20 protein-coding genes are annotated in these 19415 nt (G+C 62.3%); 16 read left to right on the top strand and 4 right to left on the bottom strand.

The genetic code is table 11. The features are described 5' to 3' along the window. Positions 1–179 precede the first annotated feature (179 nt). The 8 genes from MKK04_RS00670 to MKK04_RS00705 all read left to right on the top strand — a co-directional run bounded on the left by MKK04_RS00670 (position 180) and on the right by MKK04_RS00705 (position 6467). Positions 180–521, top strand: coding sequence for a tryptophan synthase subunit beta (locus MKK04_RS00670; RefSeq protein WP_207833026.1), 342 nt, complete (start codon positions 180–182; stop codon positions 519–521). A gap of 198 nt (positions 522–719) precedes the next feature. Continuing rightward, on the top strand, positions 720–1619 hold the full coding sequence (locus MKK04_RS00675; RefSeq protein ID WP_233688039.1) for a TauD/TfdA dioxygenase family protein: 900 nt from the start codon (positions 720–722) through the stop codon (positions 1617–1619). Positions 1620–1637: 18 nt separating this feature from the next. Continuing rightward, positions 1638–2657 carry an ABC transporter substrate-binding protein gene (locus MKK04_RS00680; protein ID WP_233694932.1) on the top strand — a complete coding sequence of 340 codons (1020 nt, stop codon included), beginning with the start codon at positions 1638–1640 and terminating at the stop codon, positions 2655–2657. A 6-nt stretch (positions 2658–2663) separates the two neighbouring features. Further along, the gene (locus MKK04_RS00685; RefSeq protein ID WP_207833032.1) at positions 2664–3527 is read left to right on the top strand and encodes an ABC transporter ATP-binding protein; all 864 of its coding nucleotides are present in this window, start codon (positions 2664–2666) and stop codon (positions 3525–3527) included. A 14-nt stretch (positions 3528–3541) separates the two neighbouring features. Further along, the gene (locus MKK04_RS00690; RefSeq protein WP_233694933.1) at positions 3542–4405 is read left to right on the top strand and encodes an ABC transporter permease; all 864 of its coding nucleotides are present in this window, start codon (positions 3542–3544) and stop codon (positions 4403–4405) included. A 224-nt stretch (positions 4406–4629) separates the two neighbouring features. Then, positions 4630–5118: an Hcp family type VI secretion system effector gene (locus MKK04_RS00695; RefSeq protein ID WP_207833035.1), complete on the top strand. Its 489-nt coding sequence runs from the start codon at positions 4630–4632 to the stop codon at positions 5116–5118. 9 nt (positions 5119–5127) lie between these two features. Continuing rightward, positions 5128–6102: a hypothetical protein gene (locus MKK04_RS00700; RefSeq protein WP_241106147.1), complete on the top strand. Its 975-nt coding sequence runs from the start codon at positions 5128–5130 to the stop codon at positions 6100–6102. Continuing rightward, on the top strand, positions 6099–6467 hold the full coding sequence (locus tag MKK04_RS00705) for a hypothetical protein (RefSeq protein WP_241106148.1): 369 nt from the start codon (positions 6099–6101) through the stop codon (positions 6465–6467). Before MKK04_RS00700 ends, MKK04_RS00705 begins: the two co-directional genes overlap by 4 nt. A gap of 540 nt (positions 6468–7007) precedes the next feature. On the opposite strand, the gene MKK04_RS00710 is transcribed toward MKK04_RS00705, so the two are convergent. Next, the gene (locus MKK04_RS00710; protein ID WP_241106149.1) at positions 7008–7577 is read right to left on the bottom strand and encodes a WYL domain-containing protein; all 570 of its coding nucleotides are present in this window, start codon (positions 7575–7577) and stop codon (positions 7008–7010) included. 207 nt (positions 7578–7784) lie between these two features. Here MKK04_RS00710 and MKK04_RS00715 point away from each other — a divergent pair, with 207 nt between their 5' ends. The 7 genes from MKK04_RS00715 to MKK04_RS00745 all read left to right on the top strand — a co-directional run bounded on the left by MKK04_RS00715 (position 7785) and on the right by MKK04_RS00745 (position 16162). Further along, positions 7785–8579 carry a tetratricopeptide repeat protein gene (locus tag MKK04_RS00715; RefSeq protein WP_233688041.1) on the top strand — a complete coding sequence of 265 codons (795 nt, stop codon included), beginning with the start codon at positions 7785–7787 and terminating at the stop codon, positions 8577–8579. Positions 8580–8813: 234 nt separating this feature from the next. Then, positions 8814–9266 (top strand): MarR family winged helix-turn-helix transcriptional regulator, encoded by a 453-nt coding sequence (locus MKK04_RS00720; protein WP_207833045.1) that lies wholly within the window; start codon positions 8814–8816, stop codon positions 9264–9266. Beyond that, positions 9263–11350, top strand: a complete 2088-nt coding sequence (locus MKK04_RS00725) for an FUSC family protein (protein WP_207833047.1) — start codon at positions 9263–9265, stop codon at positions 11348–11350. Before MKK04_RS00720 ends, MKK04_RS00725 begins: the two co-directional genes overlap by 4 nt. Continuing rightward, positions 11347–11559, top strand: a complete 213-nt coding sequence (locus MKK04_RS00730) for a DUF1656 domain-containing protein (RefSeq protein WP_003255905.1) — start codon at positions 11347–11349, stop codon at positions 11557–11559. The genes MKK04_RS00725 and MKK04_RS00730 overlap by 4 nt, the downstream gene beginning before the upstream one ends. Further along, a complete protein-coding gene (locus tag MKK04_RS00735) occupies positions 11556–12431 on the top strand; it encodes an efflux RND transporter periplasmic adaptor subunit (protein ID WP_207833049.1) in 876 nt (291 codons plus the stop codon). The genes MKK04_RS00730 and MKK04_RS00735 overlap by 4 nt, the downstream gene beginning before the upstream one ends. Further along, complete coding sequence (locus MKK04_RS00740) at positions 12428–13846, top strand: efflux transporter outer membrane subunit (RefSeq protein ID WP_241106150.1); 1419 nt, start codon at positions 12428–12430, stop codon at positions 13844–13846. Before MKK04_RS00735 ends, MKK04_RS00740 begins: the two co-directional genes overlap by 4 nt. Before the next feature lie 372 nt (positions 13847–14218). Further along, positions 14219–16162: an FTR1 family protein gene (locus MKK04_RS00745; protein WP_241106151.1), complete on the top strand. Its 1944-nt coding sequence runs from the start codon at positions 14219–14221 to the stop codon at positions 16160–16162. A gap of 149 nt (positions 16163–16311) precedes the next feature. On the opposite strand, the gene MKK04_RS00750 is transcribed toward MKK04_RS00745, so the two are convergent. Together MKK04_RS00750 and MKK04_RS00755 are read right to left on the bottom strand one after the other, a co-directional pair. Beyond that, complete coding sequence (locus MKK04_RS00750; RefSeq protein ID WP_015268535.1) at positions 16312–16557, bottom strand: TIGR02647 family protein; 246 nt, start codon at positions 16555–16557, stop codon at positions 16312–16314. 70 nt (positions 16558–16627) lie between these two features. Further along, a complete protein-coding gene (locus MKK04_RS00755) occupies positions 16628–16930 on the bottom strand; it encodes a hypothetical protein (RefSeq protein WP_063914387.1) in 303 nt (100 codons plus the stop codon). Between the two features lie 148 nt (positions 16931–17078). Here MKK04_RS00755 and MKK04_RS00760 point away from each other — a divergent pair, with 148 nt between their 5' ends. Next, complete coding sequence (locus MKK04_RS00760; RefSeq protein ID WP_207833055.1) at positions 17079–17741, top strand: glutathione S-transferase; 663 nt, start codon at positions 17079–17081, stop codon at positions 17739–17741. Positions 17742–17865: 124 nt separating this feature from the next. On the opposite strand, the gene argH is transcribed toward MKK04_RS00760, so the two are convergent. Then, the gene (gene argH / locus MKK04_RS00765) at positions 17866–19260 is read right to left on the bottom strand and encodes an argininosuccinate lyase (protein ID WP_025337274.1); all 1395 of its coding nucleotides are present in this window, start codon (positions 19258–19260) and stop codon (positions 17866–17868) included. Positions 19261–19415: the final 155 nt, after the last annotated feature.

A 19415-nucleotide genomic window follows, 5' to 3' on the forward strand; every position in this document is an offset into this window, starting at 1 on the left:
CCTGAGAGTTGTGCGGTACCTGTGGGAGCTTGCTTGCCGGCGATTGGCCTCTGAGCGGCCACGGCTCTTTCCTGACATCCTGCGACAGCGCATACTCTGGCGCCGGCCCTGCGTGCCGGGCGATCTTTGCCTATGCTGCTGTCTACTATCAAAGGACTAACGTGACGAGGGACACCGCCATGTTCTACGTGCAACGCGATGCCGCCGGCCAGTTGCGGCGGGTAGAAGCGGCCGCTTTTGACCAGTTCACCGAAATGCTTCCCGCTGACCATGCCGATATCCAGGAATGGTTTGCCGATGACGTCGTGGAAAACAGCCTCAACCAGCTCAAGCAAAGCGACCTGGACATGATCCGCGTGCTCGAGGACCTGATCGACGTGTTGACCGCCAAAGGGGTGTTCAAGATCACCGACCTGCCCCCCGGTGCGCAGGCCAAGCTGCTTAACCGTTCTACAGCGCGCAAGGCGCTCAGCAGCCTGAACAACCTCATTGATGAAGAAGAGCAGGGCGGGCTGATCTGACTGCGCAACGCCCTTACAGCAGTGCTATGGTTATTCGTTAACGGTATTTAAAATATAACTCTTATGACTTTATAGTCACCTCCACTGCGTACCCGTCGACCAATCGATGCGCCGCACGACTTGAACCCACACGGGAAATCCCCGTGCGTTTCTGATCGTTGCGCGCCATTGAAGTCGCGCACTGCGTGGGAGTGAAAAATGTCAGCCGCCTCGAACGCCTTGTCGATCATCGACAGCGCCCAGCCGCAACGCTTCGAAATCCGCCCGTTCTCCGGGGCCGTAGGCGCCGAGATCATCGGCCTGGACCTGGCCAGACCGGTCAACGCCGAGGATTTCGCCCGTATCCATCGCGCCCACCTCGACCACCATGTGCTGGTGTTCCGCGACCAGCGCATCAGCCCCGACCAGCAGATCGCCTTCAGCCGCCGCTTCGGCCCATTGCAGATCCATGTGCTCAAACAGTTCCTGCTCGCCGGCCATCCCGAGATCCTGATCGTTTCCAACATCATCGAAAACGGCCAGAACATCGGCCTGGGCGATGCCGGCAAGTTCTGGCACTCGGACCTGTCGTACAAGGAACTGCCCAGCCTCGGCTCCATGCTGCATGCCCAGGAGCTGCCCAGTGAAGGCGGCGATACCCTGTTCGCCGACATGCACAAAGCCTGGGACGCCGTACCCGCGGCCTTGCGCAACGTGGTCGAGGGCCGCAGTGCCGCTCACTCCTACACCGCCCGTTACGCCGAGACCAAGTTCGAAGGCAACTGGCGCCCGACCCTGACCGCCGAGCAGCTGGCGCAGGTCCAGGAAGTCATCCACCCGGTGGTCCGTACCCACCCGGAAAACGGCCGCAAGGCGCTGTTCGTCAGCGAAGGCTTCACCACCCGCATCGTCGGCCTGCCAGATGACGAAAGCCGCGACGTGCTGAAACAACTGTATGCCCTGAGCGTGCTGGAGCAGAACATCTACCGCCATCAGTGGCAGCCCCACGACCTGGTGTTCTGGGACAACCGCTCGCTGATCCACCTGGCCACCGGCTGCCCCGCACACCTGCGGCGCAAGCTGTACCGCACCACCATCCAGGGCGATGCCCCGTTCTGACGACTGAGGAAACCCATCATGCGTAAATCCATCAGCCGCCTGGCGGCAAGCATTGGCCTGGGCGCAAGCCTGGTCGTCGGCAGCCTGGCGGCCCCCGCCACGGCGCAAGCAGAAGGCAAGATTCGCATCGCCGAGCAGTTCGGCATTGTCTACCTGCTGCTGAACGTAGTGCGTGACCAGCATCTGATCGAAAAACATGGCAAGGAGCAGGGCATCGACATCGAAGTCGATTGGGCCCAGCTGTCGGGTGGTTCGGCCGTCAACGACGCACTACTGTCCGGTTCGGTGGACATCGCCGGCGCCGGCGTCGGCCCGCTGTTGACCGTGTGGGACCGCACCAAGGGCCGACAGAACGTCAAGGCCGTGGCCTCGCTGGGCAACTTCCCGTACTACCTGGTCAGCAGCAACCCCAACGTGAAGACCATTGCCGACCTCTCCGACAAAGACCGCATCGCCGTACCGGCGGTAGGCGTTTCGGTGCAGTCGCGCTTCCTGCAGTACGCCGCCGCCCAGCAGTGGGGCGACAAGGAATACAATCGCCTCGACAAATACACCCTGGCCGTGCCGCACCCGGATGCCACTGCCGCGCTGCTGGCCGGCGGCACCGAACTCAACGGGCACTTCTCCAACCCGCCGTTCCAGGACCAGGTGCTGGCCAACAAGAACGTGCACGTGGTGCTCAACAGCTACGACCTGCTCGGTCCCAACTCGCCGACCTTGCTGTTCGCCACCGAGAAATTCCGCAAGGACAACCCCAAGACCTACAAGGCCTTCGTCGATGCGCTGGCCGAAGCTGCGGACTTCGCCCAGAAGGACAAGGCGGCCGCCGCCGATACTTACCTCCGCGTGACCAAGGCCAAGATCGACCGCGACACGCTGATCAAGCTGATCGACAACCCGCAGTACGAGTTCACCGTCACGCCAAAGAACACCTACAAGCTGGCCGACTTCCTCTATCGGGTAGGCGCCATCAAGCACAAGCCGGAATCGTGGAAGGACTACTTCTTCCAGGATGAACGCCCGCTGCAGGGGAGCTGACCGATCATGACCGCCCCATTGCCAGGCCACACGGCCAGCAACCTGAGCCGTGTCGCCACGCCGCCCTTGCTCAAGGTGGATAACCTGAGTCTCGAATACCGCACCGCGCAACGCGTGGTGCGGGCCACCCACCAGGTCAGCTTCGAAGTCGACCGTGCCGACCGTTTCGTGCTGCTCGGCCCCTCCGGCTGCGGCAAGTCCACCTTGCTCAAGGCCGTGGCCGGGTTCATCTCGCCTCAGGAAGGGCAGATTCTGCTGCAGGGCCAGCCGGTCAACGGCCCTGGCCCTGACCGCATCGTGGTGTTCCAGGAGTTCGACCAGCTGCCGCCGTGGAAGACGGTGAAGCAGAACGTCATGTTCCCGCTGCTGGTGTCGGGCCAGCTGAAACGCGCCGAAGCCGAGGAGCGGGCATTGCACTACCTGGAAAAAGTCGGCCTGGCAGCCTTCGCCGATGCTCACCCGCACACCCTGTCGGGCGGTATGAAGGCGCGCGTGGCGATTGCCAGGGCCTTGGCCACGCAGCCGAAGATCCTGCTGATGGACGAACCGTTCGCGGCACTTGATGCGCTGACCCGGCGCAAGATGCAGGAAGAATTGCTGCTGCTGTGGGAGGAGGTGCGTTTTACCCTGTTGTTCGTCACTCACTCCATCGAAGAAGCACTGGTGGTCGGCAACCGCATCCTGCTGCTGTCACCCCACCCGGGGCGGGTGCGTGCCGAAGTGCACAGCCACCAGTACGATCTTGGCAGCCTGGGGGGCAGCGACTTCCAGGCCAGTGCCCGGCGCATCCATCGTTTGCTGTTCGATGAGGCGGATGCGCCTGAACAGCCCGACGATCTTGGTTTCAACGATATCCGCATCGCCTACTGACAGGAGCTTCAGCCATGACCACTACACCTGTACGCCAGGAATACGAGGTGCAGCTGGAGCCCCTGCTCAGTGTGCCTTTGGAGCGGCAGCTACCGCTGACGCAACGCCTGTGGCAGCACGGCTGGTTGCGCAAGGCGGTCATCCTGCTGGTGATCGCCGTGCTGTGGGAAGCCATCGCCCGCTACCAGGACAACGATCTGTTGCTACCGACCTTCCTGCAGACGGCCACGGCGCTGTGGGACGGACTGGTCAGCGGTGAGCTGCCGGCCAAGGTCGGCGTGTCGCTGGTGATTTTGCTCAAGGGCTACCTGCTGGGGATCATCCTGGCCTTCGGCCTCACCAGCTTGGCGGTGTCGACCCAGCTTGGGCGCGATCTGCTGGGCACGCTGACCTCGATGTTCAACCCGCTGCCGGCGATTGCCTTGTTGCCCCTGGCCTTGCTGTGGTTCGGGCTGGGTGACAACAGCCTGATCTTCGTGCTGGTGCACTCGGTGCTATGGGCGCTGGCGCTGAACACCTATGCCGGCTTCCTCGGCGTGTCCGAGACGCTGCGCATGGCTGGACGCAACTATGGCCTGAAAGGGCTGCGGCTGGTGCTGCATATCCTGGTGCCGGCGGCGCTGCCGTCGATCCTGTCGGGGCTCAAGATCGGCTGGGCGTTCGCCTGGCGCACACTGATCGCTGCCGAGCTGGTGTTCGGGGCCAGCAGTGGCAAAGGCGGGTTGGGCTGGTACATCTTCCAGAACCGCAACGAGCTATACACCGACAAGGTGTTTGCCGGGTTGGCGGTGGTGATCCTGATCGGCTTGCTGGTGGAAGGGCTGGTGTTCAATACCCTGGAGCGGTTGACCGTTCGCCGCTGGGGGATGCAGCGCTGACGCGCATGTGCTTGGTTGGCCCGATCGTCGGCTTGCCGGTGATCGGGCTGATGTTGTCGGCCCAAATGGCGTAACTCTGAAACACTTTCAAATATCTTCAAGCCGACTTGTCGCATAACTTGTAAGAAAATTCCTAATTTAGCATCGATCTCCGTAGAACGATTGCGTTGGAGTTTCTCCGAGCCTAGCCTGTTCCGCTCAATCGTTTACAAGGAACAGTAACCATGGCTTTCGACGCTTATATTCAAATCGCGGAAATCGCTGGCGAAGCAAAGGACGAGCAGTACAGCAACTGGATCGAAATCCTCGGCTACACGTTCGGCAGCAGCCAAAGCGCCTCCGCCACCGCCAGTTCCGCAGGCGGCGCCACTTCCGGGCGCACCACCCTGAGCAACCTCACCTTCACCAAGAACCTGGACAACGCCAGCTGCAAACTGCTCGAAGCCAGTTGCGCCGGGCAGCACCTGAAAGAGGTGAGGCTGGTCGTTTGCCGCGCTGGCGGCGATAAACTCAAGTACTACGAAGTGGTGCTCGAAGAAGTGATCATCGCCGACTACGCACAAAGCGCGCATGCCGGCGTACCGACTGAAATCATTCAGCTCGACTACGGCCGTATCAAGACCACCTACACCCGGCAGCAGCGTGTCGATGGTAGTGCCGGCGGCAATGTGACCGGTGGCTGGGACCGGATTGCCAACAAGAAGTTTGCGTGAGGACCGACCATGTCCGAGGCACGCAGCTTTATAAATCCCAAGGCGCAGAATTACGCGACCCTGAAGAACGGTACACCGATGAACGCCAACCAGCAGGCCAAGTTCGATGTGCTCAATGGGCATATCGTCAACACCGTGGTCTTGGCCGGCGAACTGGTGATCGTCGGTGACCCCGATACTTCTTCCTGCACCAGCCATGAAGCCTTTCTCATGGGCAAGGCGGCTGGCATCCACCGCGACATCATGCTCAACGGGGGCGGTGTTGACGGTTTCATGCTGGATAACTTCGAGATGCTGCAAAGTCTACTGGCCCATGCATCGATGGGGGCAGGGGCAGCGAGCGATGGCTGGGCCAGGTATCTGGATGCAATCAAGAAGACGCTGGAACAGATCGAGCAACTGCACCGCGAGCATATGAGTGGTGGTGCGTTCAGGGCGCGAGAAGAGTTCTATGCCAAGCGTGTGGAGCTGTTCAGGACGTTGGACGAACAGCTGGGGAGGACCGCCGCCTATGGCTCGGGTCTACGAAATCAGGGATCGATCAAGCGGATGCTGCAGCTTTCCACCAAGCGTTATCTGAGTACCGGGGAGATTTCCGGGTATGCAGAGAAGTTAACGGGAGTGGCGAAGGCTGCGAGTCTGATCAAGAAAGGGGCTTACATCGGGGTTGTGTTGGATGTAGCGGCGACAGGGTTGTCTATTCACAAGGCATGTACTCTAGGTCGTGAAGATGAGTGCAGGAAGGCAAAATACGTCGAGTTGAGCGGTTTGACAGGAAGTATATCTGGCAGCGCTGCTGGAGGGGTCATAGGGGGCGCTATAGTAAGTGCCGCTTGTGTGGCACTCAGCATTCCCTCTGCTGGTAGTGCCGGTATTGCATGCGCTGTTATCGGAGGTGCTGTAGGTGGTAAGTACGGTGGTGATTTAGGGAAGGAGTGGTTTGGTGCGCTCGGGGAGATAGTGTATGAAAGGATGCTCGAATGAAGTCTGCAGCCGAAGTAATAGTAATGTCTATATTGCTAGTCTGGATGATGATCGGCGTGAGTCTTATGATTTATTTAGCATGCAGATATCTCGATCTGATTGAGTCGGAGCTTTCAGGATGCAGTTATGTGCGTGATAATCAGCTAAATTTCTCATCGGCGGGATTTTTAGGAAGGTTGTTGCGCACCTGCCTAGCCGCAAACATGCTTATGATGCCTGGGATCTTTGTGCGCAGAGGAGTCGCGGATGCTTCCGATATATCGCGATTCCCAAGGCGTATTAAAATTAAGATGCTAATTTCTTGGGGAGGGTTAATGGCTTCTACCATTCTATTTTTTGTTTTGCACAATATTTTTAAGTTTTAAATTTGTCAGTTGAATTTGCTATCAAAGAGTTATTCGCTGGGCGGAAAAGGCTCTGCTGTTAATAAGTGACTTGCATTTTAATTTCATGGTGTCCTCATGGATAGGGTTCGGGGTTTCAGAATGATAGCATTTGAGCCGGGTTTCGTTGTGCTGGTTGTCTTTGGCTTGATATCAATAACGATGGCTGTCCTTGTGTATGTATCTCATAGGTGCATCAATGTGATTGAGGCCTTGCTTGAAAGATCTCACTATGTAAGAGGCGTAAAGGAAAACTTTTCCCGGGCGGGCTTACCGGGCAAAGTTCTGCGTACGTGCAATATTGCATGTCTGTTGACTCTGCCGGGACTTTACCTGCGGCGTGGATTCGTGAATCCCGAGGAAATGAAGAGCTTTCCGAGAGCTATGAAGCGGGTTTTAGTCGGCCTATGGCTAGCATTGACCATCGAAGTGTTGGCCGTGCTGGGGCTTTGGGCTTGGTTTTTTTTCTTTGAGCCAGGAGCCGAGTGAAATAACACAGCCCATGATTTTGCGTATTGATGCTCAAACTCGATGTACATTCTGATACTGTGCCGCCGCTTCAACGAGCGTCCTGGCAATCTCCATGCGTAGCTGGTTGGGCTGCTCGATCACCACGCCTGCTCCCTGGCTCAGCACCCACCAGCGCAACCCCCAGCCATCTTCCACGGTGGCCCGCAGCCGATGGCCATGCTCCAGCGCTGTCAGTTGCATATCGACACTCAACGGCGCTTCGCGCAGCTGTCGGGCCAGCAGGTCGCTGACCCAGGCCTGTAGCTCGACCCCTTCACCTTGCGCCGGCTGCAGCGAACCACCGCGCAAAAAGCCCTGCAGATCGAAATTCCCACGCAACTCGCCAGCAACGTTCGCCGACCAGTGCCAGCCAAACGGAATGCTCTTGTCATTGCGCTCCAGTGGAAATATCAGCGACAGCTCATTGAGGTCGCGCTCGACAGTGCGTTTGCTGACAGTGAAGCCCACGTCACGCAGGCGCCATACCAGCTCGGCGCTGGTAATACCTGGGGAACGGCTGGGCAGCTGGCGCAGCAGCGCCCACTGCCGGCTGAGGGTGGCGCGAGTGGTGGCGAACGGCAAAAGATAACGTCCTTGTCTAGGCTTGCCGCAATAGGATGGCGGCAGGCGTGGGTCATGGCAATTGGCCACAGCCTGCTCAGATCAAGTAAGTCGCATTTGGTTGCCTGGTGCCGAATCGTTCGCGACAGGTTTTGACGCTACGTCACGCAGAATCACGCCTCATCACAGCCAAAGGTTGGGGCTGTGTGTCGTTCAATGAGGATGAACATGTCTGCTGCCAGCAATATCCATTCGCTGCTTGCCCGCCTTTTGCCCGAGCGGGTCATTGCCCCACCGGCCGCTGTCGGGAGGCGACAGCGACTGTTTGTCGGGATAGGGATGCCCAGTCAGCGTTCGCTGCTGGTCAGCCGCCTGGACGAAGCCAGCGACCTGCAGGCGGTGTATGTCGACCTGCGCCGCCAGGCCTTGCAAGGCAACGTGGCGGCGCTCAACGACCTTGGCTGGATCTGGCTCAACGGCAAATACTGGCGTGCTGACACCGTGTTGGCCGGCCACCTGTTGCGCATGGCGGCCCTGCAGGGCAATGCGGCGGCATGGTTCAACCTTGGGCAGCAACATTACTTCGGCAAAGGCATCGAGCCCTCTTACGTGCAGGCGGCGGAGTGCTACCGGCAGGCGTTCGAGCGGGGCATGCTGCATGCTGCTGCCGCGCTGGGTGACCTGTACGAGGAAGAGGTGTGTAACGGCGGCCAGCAGTGGCAGGTCGACCTGGTGCAGGCTTACCAGTGGTTCCTGCGCGGGGCCGAGCGGGGCGAGGCACGCTGCCGTTTCGAGGTGGGTTACCGGTTGATGCACGGGTTGTACGTGGAGGCTGATCTCAAGGCTGCGTTGTACTGGCTGGAGCTGGCGGCAGCGGCGGGGGTGGTGCAGGCGGCCGAGGAGCTGGCGGTGCACTTCAGCAGCGGCGACGAGGTACGGTACCAGGAGTGGCGGGATCGGGCGGTGCAGATGGGCAGCACACTGGCCTTGACCATGAAGCTGGAAGACCAGATACAGCCCTGAATTTTCTGTTGCCTGTACCGACCCTTTCGCGGGCTCGCCCGCTCCCACAGGGATCGCACAAATTTCAGGTCCTGTGAGATCCCTGTGGGAGCGGGCAAGCCCGCGAAAGGGCCAGTACAGACAGAAGCATGAACAACATTTCACCCAAGCTATCCGTCACCCCAGGTTGACGACTGGGGTAGGCACAGGCGTATATTGATAGTTAGCAAACTATGAATATCATTGGTTCCTGTCATGTCCCTTGATCTCCTGCGCCTGCAAGTCAGCAGTGGCATGGTGGTTGCCGCCCGCCATTGGCGGCGTATCTGCCATACCGCCCTGACCGGTTACGGCATTTCCGAGGCCTGCGCCGCGCCGTTGCTGATGATCGTGCGCCTGGGCGACGGCGTGCATCAGGTGGCCGTGGCCCAGGCCGCCGGCCTGGAAAGCCCGTCGCTGGTGCGCCTGCTCGACCAACTGTGCAAGGCTGGCCTGGTATGCCGCAGCGAGGACCCGCTGGACCGCCGCGCCAAAGCCCTGAGCCTGACCGCCGAAGGCCGCGCCCTGGCCGAATCCATCGAAGCCGAACTGGTGCGCCTGCGCCGCGAGGTGCTGCATGGCATCGATCAGGCCGACCTGGAAGCCGCCTTGCGCGTGCTGCGTGCCTTCGAAGCTGCCGGCCTGGGCAACACAGGCGGGGCGGCATGAACGGTTTCTTCAGCTCGGTGCCCCCCGCCCGCGACTGGTTCTATGGCGTGCGTACCTTTGCCGCCTCCATGATCGCCCTGTACATCGCCCTGCTCATGCAGTTGCCGCGCCCCTATTGGGCCATGGCTACGGTGTATATCGTCTCCAGCCCGTTCCTTGGCCCCACCAGCTCCAAGGCCCTGTACCGTGCCGTGGGCACGCTGCTCGGCGCCGGCGGAGCGATTTTCCTGGTACCACCGCTGGTGCAGTCGCCGTTGCTGCTGAGCATCGCCATCGCCCTGTGGACCGGCACCTTGCTGTTCCTTTCGCTGAACCTTCGCACCGCCAACAACTACGTGCTGATGCTGGCTGGCTACACCTTGCCGATGATCGCCCTGGCTGTGGTCGACAACCCGCTGGCAGTGTTCGACGTGGCGTCTTCCCGGGCCCAGGAAATCTGTCTGGGGATCGTCTGCGCGGCGGTGGTCGGGGCGATCTTCTGGCCACGCCGGCTGGCGCCGGTTGTAGTCGGTGCCACCGGCAGCTGGTTCACCGAGGCGATCCGCTATAGCGACACCTACCTGGCGCGTGATGTCAGCGCCGACAAAGTTGGTGGCATGCGCGGGGCGATGGTCGCCACCTTCAACTCGCTGGAACTGATGATCGGCCAGCTCGGCCATGAAGGAGCCGGTCCGCACACCCTGAAGAACGCCCGCGAGTTGCGCGGACGCATGATCCATCTGCTGCCGGTGATCGACGCCCTCGACGACGCCCTGGTAGCCCTCGAAGGCCGCGCCCCGGCTCAGTTCGCCCAGTTGCAACCGCTGCTCGATGCCGCCCGCGAATGGCTCAAGGGCACCGCCGACAGCGCCTCGGTCGCCCGCTGGACCGCCCTGCACGAACAGATCGAGCGCCTGCAACCCGGTGCCGCTGCCCTCGACCAGCGCGCCGAACTGCTACTGTCCAACGCCCTGTATCGCCTGACCGAATGGGCCGACCTGTGGCAGGACTGCTGCAGCCTGCAACACGCCTTGCGCAGCGACGATGCCAAACCTTGGCGCGCGGTCTACCGCCACTGGCGCCTGGGCCGCCTGACGGCGTTCTTCGACCGTGGCCTGATGCTGTACTCGGTGGCCTCCACCGTGCTGGCGATCATCGTCGCCTGCGGCCTGTGGATCGGCCTGGGCTGGAACGACGGCGCCAGCGCAGTGATCCTCGCCGCCGTGTCGTGCAGCTTCTTCGCCGCCATGGATGACCCGGCGCCGCAGATCTACCGGTTCTTCTTCTGGACGCTGATGTCGGTCATCTTCTCCAGCCTGTACCTGTTCCTGGTGCTGCCCAACCTGCACGATTTCCCGATGCTGGTGCTGGCCTTCGCTGTGCCGTTCATCTGCGTCGGCACCCTGACCGTGCAGCCGCGCTTTTACCTCGGCACTTTGCTGACCATCGTCAACACCTCGACCTTCATCAGCATCCAGGGCGCCTACGACGCCGACTTTTTCACCTTCCTCAACTCCAACCTGGCTGGCCCCGTGGGGCTGCTGTTCGCCTTCATCTGGACCCTGGTGATGCGCCCGTTTGGCGTGGAGCTGGCGGCCAAGCGCATGACCCGCTTCGCCTGGCGCGACATTGTCGAGATGACCGAGCCGGCCACCCTGGCCGAGCACCGCCAGGTCGGTGTGCAAATGCTAGACCGCCTGATGCAGCACCTGCCGCGCCTGTCGCAAACCGGCCAGGACAGCGGCGTGGCACTGCGCGACCTGCGCGTGGGGCTGAACCTGCTCGACCTGCTGGCCTATATGCCGCGTGCCGGCCAGCAGGCTCGCGAGCGCCTGAACACGGTGATCGAGGAAGTTGGCGCGCACTACGCCGCCTGCCTGCGCGCCGGTGAGCGTCTGCACGCTCCGGCCGCGCTACTGCGCAACATGGAGCGCGCGCGCCTGGCGCTGAACCTTGATGAGCTGTACGAGCGCGGTGATGCCCGCACCCACCTGCTGCACGCCCTGAGCGGCCTGCGCCTGGCGCTGCTGCCGGGCGTGGAGGTGATGCTCGAGCCAGCCGAACAACCGCAACTGCCCCCCGGCCTCGACGGAGCGCCCCTGTGATTGGTGAACTGGATATCAGCGGGGTATTCCTGCCCACGCTGCTGGTGATGATGTTTGGCACCTACCTGCTGTTCCTCGGAGTGCACGCGGTGCTGGTGCGCCTGCATTTCTACCGCCTGGTCTGGCACCGGGCGTTGTTCAACGTTGCCCTGTATGCCGTGCTGCTTGGTGCGGTGGACCACTTTTGCCGAAACCTGATGCTGCCATGAAAAAACCTTTGCTGACCCTGGGCCGTGTGGTCCTGACCTTGCTGGTAGTGACCTTCGCCGCCGTGCTCGTGTGGCAGATGGTGGTCTACTACATGTTCGCCCCCTGGACCCGCGACGGCCACATCCGCGCCGACGTGATCCAGATCGCCCCGGACGTGTCCGGGCTGATCCAGAAGGTCGAGGTGCGTGACAACCAGACCGTCAAGCGCGGCGATGTGCTGTTCACCATCGACCAGGACCGCTTCACCCTGGCCCTGCGCCAGGCCAGGGCGACCCTGGGTGAGCGCCAGGAAACCCTGGCCCAGGCCGCCCGCGAAGCGCAGCGCAACCGCAAGCTGGGCAACCTGGTAGCTGCCGAACAGCTGGAAGAAAGCCAGTCCCGCGAGGCCCGTGCCCGTTCCGCCGTCAGCGAAGCGCAGGTGGCTGTCGATACCGCCCAGCTCAACCTGGACCGCTCGGTGGTGCGCAGCCCGGTGGACGGTTACCTCAACGACCGTGCACCGCGTAATCACGAATTCGTCACTGCCGGCCGCCCGGTGCTGTCGGTGGTCGACAGCGCCTCGTACCACGTCGATGGCTACTTCGAGGAAACCAAGCTTGGCGGTATCCACATTGGCGATGCCGTGGACATTCGCGTCATGGGCGACAACACCCGCCTGCGTGGTCATGTGCAAAGCTTTGCCGCCGGTATCGAAGACCGCGACCGCAGCAGCGGCGCCAACCTGCTGCCCAACGTCAACCCGGCGTTCAGCTGGGTGCGCCTGGCCCAGCGTATTCCGGTGCGCATCGCATTTGACGAAGTGCCGCAGGACTTCCGCATGATCGCCGGGCGAACCGCCACGGTGTCGATCATCGAGGGCCAGCGGCCATGAAACAGCTGATCCTGGCAGGGCTGTGCCTCTCGCTGGGGGCCTGCATGATGGTTGGCCCCGACTACGAAGTACCGAAGGACGCGGCGGTGCAACGCAGCGACCTTAACGGCCCGTTGCGCCAGGATGCCGACAGCGTGGTGTCGGCACCGGTGCCCGAGGACTGGTGGCAGCTGTACCAGGATCAACGGCTGAACGAGCTGGTGCGCCAGGCCCTGAGTGCCAACACCGACCTGCGTGTGGCGGCCGCCAACATTGCCAAGGCACGCGCCCAGGTCGAAGTTGCCGAGTCGCAAGGTGGCTTCAACGGCGGTGTCAAACTGGGCGCCCAGCGGCTGCAGGAGTCGGGTGAAGCCTTCCTGCTGCCCGAGAAAGTGCCGGTGGCCAACATCGGTGAGGCCATCCTCAGTGCCTCGTACCAGTTCGACCTGTGGGGCACTTTCAAGCGTGGCACCGAGGCGGCCAAGGCCAATGCCGACGCAGTGCAGGCCGCCGCCGACACCGCCCGCATCACCCTGGTGGCGGACGTGGTCAAGGCCTACACCCAGGTATGCTCGGCCAACGAGGAATACCACATTGCCCGCGAGTCGCTCGACCTGCAGGAGCAGAGCGTGAAGCTCAACCAGCGCCTGCGCGATGCCGGGCGTGGCGACGAAACCCAGGTCACCCGCTCACAGACCCAGTTCAAATCCTTGCGCGCCGAACTGCCGCGCTTCAAGGCGGAGCGCGAGACCGGCATGTATACCCTGGCCGCTTTGTTGGCCAAGCCGGTCGACCAATTGCCTGCTGGCACTGCCGATTGTGCCGAGCTGCCGCACCTGAACCAGCTGGTGCCGGTGGGTGATGGCGCTGCGCTGCTCAAACGCCGCCCAGATGTGCGCCAGGCCGAACGCCAGCTGGCTGCTGCCACCGCCTACATTGGCGTGGCGACTGGTGCCCTGTACCCGGACATCAGCATCGGCGCCCAGGTTGGTACCATCGGTATTCTCGAGAACCTCGGCGATCCGTCGACTAACCGCTGGGGTTTCGGCCCGCAGATCAGCTGGACCATCCCCACCAACGGCACCCGCGCCCGCATTCGCATGGCTGAAGCCTCGACCCAGGCAGCCCTGGCGAATTTTGATGGGGTAGTGCTGAACGCCATTCGCGAGACCCAGACCCGCCTGGCGCAGTACAGCGCCTTGCTGGATCGGCGTGACGCGCTGGCCGAGGCTGAGAAATCGGCCAAGGAAGCAGCGGACCAGACGCACCGCTATTACCAGGCTGGGCGTGAGTCGTTCCTGGCCGACCTGCAGGCGACGCGGACCTATACCGACATGCGCGCGCAGCTGGCGGCGGCCAATAGCCAGGTGGCTCAGGGACAGATTGGGGTGTTCCTGGCGTTGGGCGGGGGGTGGAAGGATACGGGTAGGCATTGAGGTAGGGCTGCCATGTGCCTGTCTTAAGCTCTTCAGCGCTTATGAGATCGAGCGCCGCCCGCGCGGCGCATCGCGAGCAAGCTCGCTCCTACATCTGTTTCGGGCCAATTATTTCTGAGGCAGGGGCGCGCGGCCCCTTTTTATTCACCTCGATATTGCGTGGGACAAACAAGGCGATCGCGCGCTGGCACAGGCGACACTGGCCCGAAACAAATGTAGGAGCGAGCTTGCTCGCGATGCGCCGCGCGGGCGGCGCTCGATCTCACAGGCGAAGAACCTCTAACGGCGGACATCCCACTTCATCAGATTTGTACCAAGATTTTTCATGAAATCCGCCCAGCACCCTTGAGCGAAGCTAAGTGGAAGTGAACAATGTTCTCTTTCGCATTTCCTTCGAGAGTGGCCATGAAAACCCGTTCCCGTCTGCTCGCCTGGCTGCCGGCTTTATTGCTCGGCCCGGTACTGGCGCTGTGCAGTACCCTGGCGCTGGCCGAAGCCCCCGCCGAGGCCACCAAGGCTTTGCACCTGCTCGACTACATTGGCGCCGACTACCCGCCGACTGTACAAGACGGCAAGGTCATCGACGATGGCGAATACCGCGAGCAGCAAGAGTTCAGCGCGGTATTGGCTGAGCTGGTGAAGGGTCTGCCTGCCAATACCGAGCAAGCGGCACTGGAGCAGGGCATCCAAGCGCTGCGCCAGGCCATCGACCAGCGCCAGGACGGCCCGGTGGTGGCCAAGCAGGCCCGCCAACTGGGCGCGCGCCTGGCAGTGGCCTATGAGGTCAGCCAGGCCCCGGTAATCACCCCGGACCCGGCCCGTGGTGCTTCGCTGTACGCACAAAACTGCGCGATCTGCCACGGTGAAACCGGTGCCGGTGATGGACCGGCCGGCGTGGGCCTTGAGCCTGCACCCGCCAACCTGCGCGATGTATCGCGCCTCGACCAGTTGAGCCTGTTCGACCTCTACAACACCCTGGCCCTGGGCATCGATGGCACCGAGATGCCGTCCTTTGCCGACCAGCTGGATGACCGCCAGCGTTGGGACGTGGCTGCATACATTGCCGGTTTCACCGCCAATCCACAGCCTGGCAAAGGCGACAAGACCTGGAACATCGCCGACCTGGCCCGGCAGACCCCGGCCGAAGTCGCCGTCAGCGAAGGCGCCACGGCCGTGGAGGCTTTCCGCGCCCAGCGCGCCCAGCCGCCGCAGGTCAAACGTGGCCCGGCACAATTGCTCGAATACACCGCCAGCACCCTGGACAAGAGCCTGGCGGCCTACCGCGCAGGTGATCACGACCAGGCCTATGACCTGTCAGTAGCGGCCTACCTGGAAGGCTTCGAGCTGGTGGAAAGCTCGCTGGACAACATCGATACCCAGGCGCGCAAGGACACCGAAAAATCGCTGATGGCCTACCGTCAGTCGCTGCAGGACGGCTTGCCCGTGGCCCAGGCCGAACAACGCCTGAGCGAAGCCAAGGCCAAGCTGGAGCAGGCTTCCAGGCTGCTGGGCAGCGATGGTCTGAGCTGGTCGCTGAGCTTTGTATCCGGCTTGCTGATCTTGCTGCGCGAAGGCCTGGAGGCGATTCTGGTGCTGGCGGCGATCCTGGCCTTCCTGCGCAACACCGGCCAGCAGTCGGCAGTGCGCAGCGTCAACATTGGTTGGGGCCTGGCGCTGGTCGCCGGTTTCGCCACCTGGGCCCTGGCGGCCTACGTGATCGACGTCGGTGGCGCCCAGCGCGAGCTGCTGGAAGGCTGCACGGCGCTTTTCGCCGCGGTGATGGTGCTGTGGCTTGGCGTGTGGATGCACGACCGCCGCCATGCCGCCGCCTGGAAGGACTACATCAAGAGCAGCCTGGTCAGTGGCGGCGGACGCTTCGGTTTTGCCGTGCTGGCGTTCTTCTCGGTATACCGCGAACTGTTCGAAGTGATCCTGTTCTACGAAACCCTGTGGCTGCAGGCCGGCCCGGCCGGGCACCAGGCGGTACTGGCGGGCGGTGCCACGGCGCTGGTGCTGCTGGTGGGGTTGGCCTGGGTAATTCTGCGTGGTTCGGCCAAGCTGCCGCTGTCGCTGTTCTTCAGCATCAACGCCGCGCTGCTATGTGCCTTGTCGGTGGTGTTCGCCGGGCATGGCGTGAAGGCACTGCAAGAGGCCGGGGTGCTGGGCACGCGGCCGGTGGCGTTCTTCGAATTCGACTGGCTGGGGATCCACGCCGATGCCTACTCGCTGTCAGCGCAGGCGCTGGCCTTGCTGGCCATCGTGTTCCTGTACGGGCGTTCGCGCCTGGCGGAAAGGCGCAGGGCAACGGCTAACTGATCGCCTGACAGGCTGGCGCGGCCCCTGTGGGCGCGGGCTTACCCGCGAAGCAAGCGACGCGGTGCATGGCACCGGCTTCGCCGGTGTTCGCGGCTAAAGCCGCTCCCACAGGGACCGCGCGAGTTTCAAAGTTTGAGCAAGACCGCCATTCAAGCCGGCTGTGGCGCCTTGAGAATGTTCTGCAGCAACTGGACACTTTCGACAGCGTCATGACCCAAGCTGGTCAGGTAGCCGCCATCAGGTTGATCGGTCAGCCCCTTTTCATGCAGGCGTTGCGCGGCGGCCACCAAGGCAGGGGAAGCGTTCTTGTGAATCTTGATGCCTTCCTGGCTGCTGTCGTGCTTGAACAGCGAAAGGACTTCCAGTTCAGCGATCAGATCGGGGGTAAAAGGCATGGCGACTCCTGACTTCCAGACAAGGATGACGGCACCGTTCTACGGTGCCTGATCTTCGAGTGTAGCCGGGTTATTCGTCCTCGCCTTGATCCATCTCAGGCGGTAACTCTGGCAGCGCCCGCAGCGCGCTTTCATACCACTCGCTGTTGAACGCGCGGTCTTCCACCAGCATGTTGTCGATCTCGAAGGCCAGCACATGGGCCATCAGGTTGAGAATGTCTTCACGCTCATAGCCAACCAGGGTCAGCTTGTTGAAGGTGGCCTTGGCCGCAGGCGGCTCGCCGCTTTCTATCTGGTTCTCGATAGCCTGGGTCAGCGTTGCCTCGGCGAAGGCTTCGTCGTCGTCATTGTCGATGTCGGTGGGCTCGCTCATGGCGGTACTCCTAGGATGGGATGCACAGTGTGCCACGCCTGTGGCGGCAATGCCCGGGCATTGACGGGGTGCATGACGCTGGTCAGGGGGCGGCTGATCGGTCTATAAAAGCCGGGCCAACCCCTTACGGCCTGGAGGCTGTTACCTCATGCTCAAGCTTTATGGATTCTCGGTCAGCAACTACTACAACATGGTCAAGCTGGCCCTGCTGGAAAAAGGCCTGCCCTTCGAGGAAGTCACCTTCTATGGCGGCCAGGCGCCACAGGCGCTGGAAGTGAGCCCGCGAGGCAAGGTGCCGGTGCTGCAGACCGAACACGGCTTCCTCAGCGAAACCAGTGTGATCCTCGACTATATCGAGCAGACCCAGGGCGGCAAGGCGCTGCTGCCGGCCGACCCGTTCGGGCAAGCCAAGGTGCGTGAGCTGCTCAAGGAAATCGAGCTGTACATCGAGCTGCCGGCGCGTACCTGTTACGCCGAGTCTTTCTTTGGCATGTCGGTGGAGCCGCTGATAAAGGAAAAAGCCCGTGCCGACCTGCTGGCCGGTTTTGCCACGCTCAAGCGCAACGGCCGCTTCGCACCCTATGTGGCGGGTGAGCAACTGACCCTGGCAGACCTGATGTTCTGCTTCTCGGTCGATCTGGCCTGTGCCGTGGGCAAGAAGGTGCTGAACATCGACTTCCTGGCGGACTTCCCGCAGGCCAAGGCGTTGTTGCAGCTGATGGGCGAGAACCCGCACATGGCGCGGATCGTGGCGGACAAGGAGGCGGCGATGCCGGCCTTCATGGAGATGATTCGTAGCGGAAAACGCTGAGAACAGTGTTGGGGCATTCGCGGGTAAACCCGCTCCCACAGGTACAGCACTGCTTTCGAAGCCTGTGCAATACCTGTGGGAGCGGGTTTACCCGCGAACGAGGGCGAAGCCCTCGCAATGGGCCTTAACGCGAAGCCAGCAGCGCCTTGCCGCGGGCCACGGCGGCACGCACCTGCGCCGGTGCGGTACCACCAATGTGGTTACGGGCATTCACCGAGCCTTCCAGGGTCAGCACGGCAAACACGTCCTGCTCGATCTGGTCGCTGAACTGGCGCAGTTCGTCCAGGCTCATTTCGGCCAGGTCCTTGCCGGTGTCCACGCCATACTTCACCGCGTGGCCCACGATCTCGTGGCAGTCACGGAACGGCAGGCCACGGCGTACCAGGTAGTCGGCCAGGTCGGTGGCGGTAGAGAAGCCGCGCAGGGCCGCTTCACGCATGATGGCATGCTTGGGCTTGATTGCCGGGATCATGTCGGCAAAGGCACGCAGCGAGTCGCGCAGGGTGTCGGCGGCGTCGAACAGCGGTTCCTTGTCTTCCTGGTTGTCCTTGTTGTAGGCCAGCGGCTGGCCTTTCATCAGGGTCAGCAGGCCGGTCAGGGCGCCGAACACGCGGCCGCTCTTGCCACGTACCAGTTCTGGCACGTCCGGGTTCTTTTTCTGCGGCATGATCGAGCTGCCAGTGCAGAAGCGGTCTGGCAGGTCGATGAACTGGAACTGCGCGCTGGTCCACAGCACCAGCTCCTCGGAGAAGCGCGACAGGTGCATCATCGCCACGCTGGCGGCGGCGCAGAATTCGATGGCGAAGTCGCGGTCCGACACGCCATCCAGCGAGTTGCCGGCCACGGCTTCGAAGCCCAGCAGCTTGCAGGTGAGTTCGCGGTCGATCGGGTAGGTGGTGCCGGCCAGTGCGGCGCTGCCCAGGGGCATGCGGTTGGCACGCTTGCGGCAGTCGACCAGGCGCTCGTAGTCGCGGCTGAGCATTTCGAACCAGGCCAGCAGGTGGTGGCCGAAGGTGACCGGCTGGGCCGTCTGCAGGTGGGTGAAGCCGGGCATGATGGTTTCCGCTTCACGCTCGGCCTGCTCCAGCAGGCCCTGCTGCAGGCGGGTGATTTCGGCCAGGATCAGGTCGATTTCGTCACGCAGCCACAGGCGGATGTCGGTGGCCACCTGGTCATTGCGGCTACGGCCGGTGTGCAGCTTCTTGCCGGTGATGCCGATACGGTCGGTCAGGCGTGCCTCGATGTTCATGTGCACGTCTTCGAGATCGACGCGCCAGTCGAAGGTGCCGGCCTCGATCTCGCCCTGAATGGTCTTCAGGCCATCGATGATGGTGTCGCGCTCGGCATCGCTGAGCACGCCGACCTGCGCCAGCATGGTGGCATGGGCGATCGAACCCATGATGTCGTGGCGGTACAGGCGCTTGTCGAAATCGACCGAGGCGGTGAAACGGGCGACGAAGGCGTCGACGGGCTCACTGAAGCGGCCGCCCCAGGACTGATTGGTCTTGTCGGTGCTCATGGATTCACTCATTGCAGGCGTGAACGAAAAAGAGGCGCCGATGATAGCAGGGTTGGGCTGGCCGCCGCAGGGCGCTGGTCGAGAGAAATGCACGGAAAACGGCAGAGAAGGATTTGCAGGAATGAACGGCAGTGTTCCACGGACCGTCTACAGTT

Source organism: Pseudomonas sp. LS.1a, from assembly GCF_022533585.1.
Lineage (GTDB): Bacteria > Pseudomonadota > Gammaproteobacteria > Pseudomonadales > Pseudomonadaceae > Aquipseudomonas.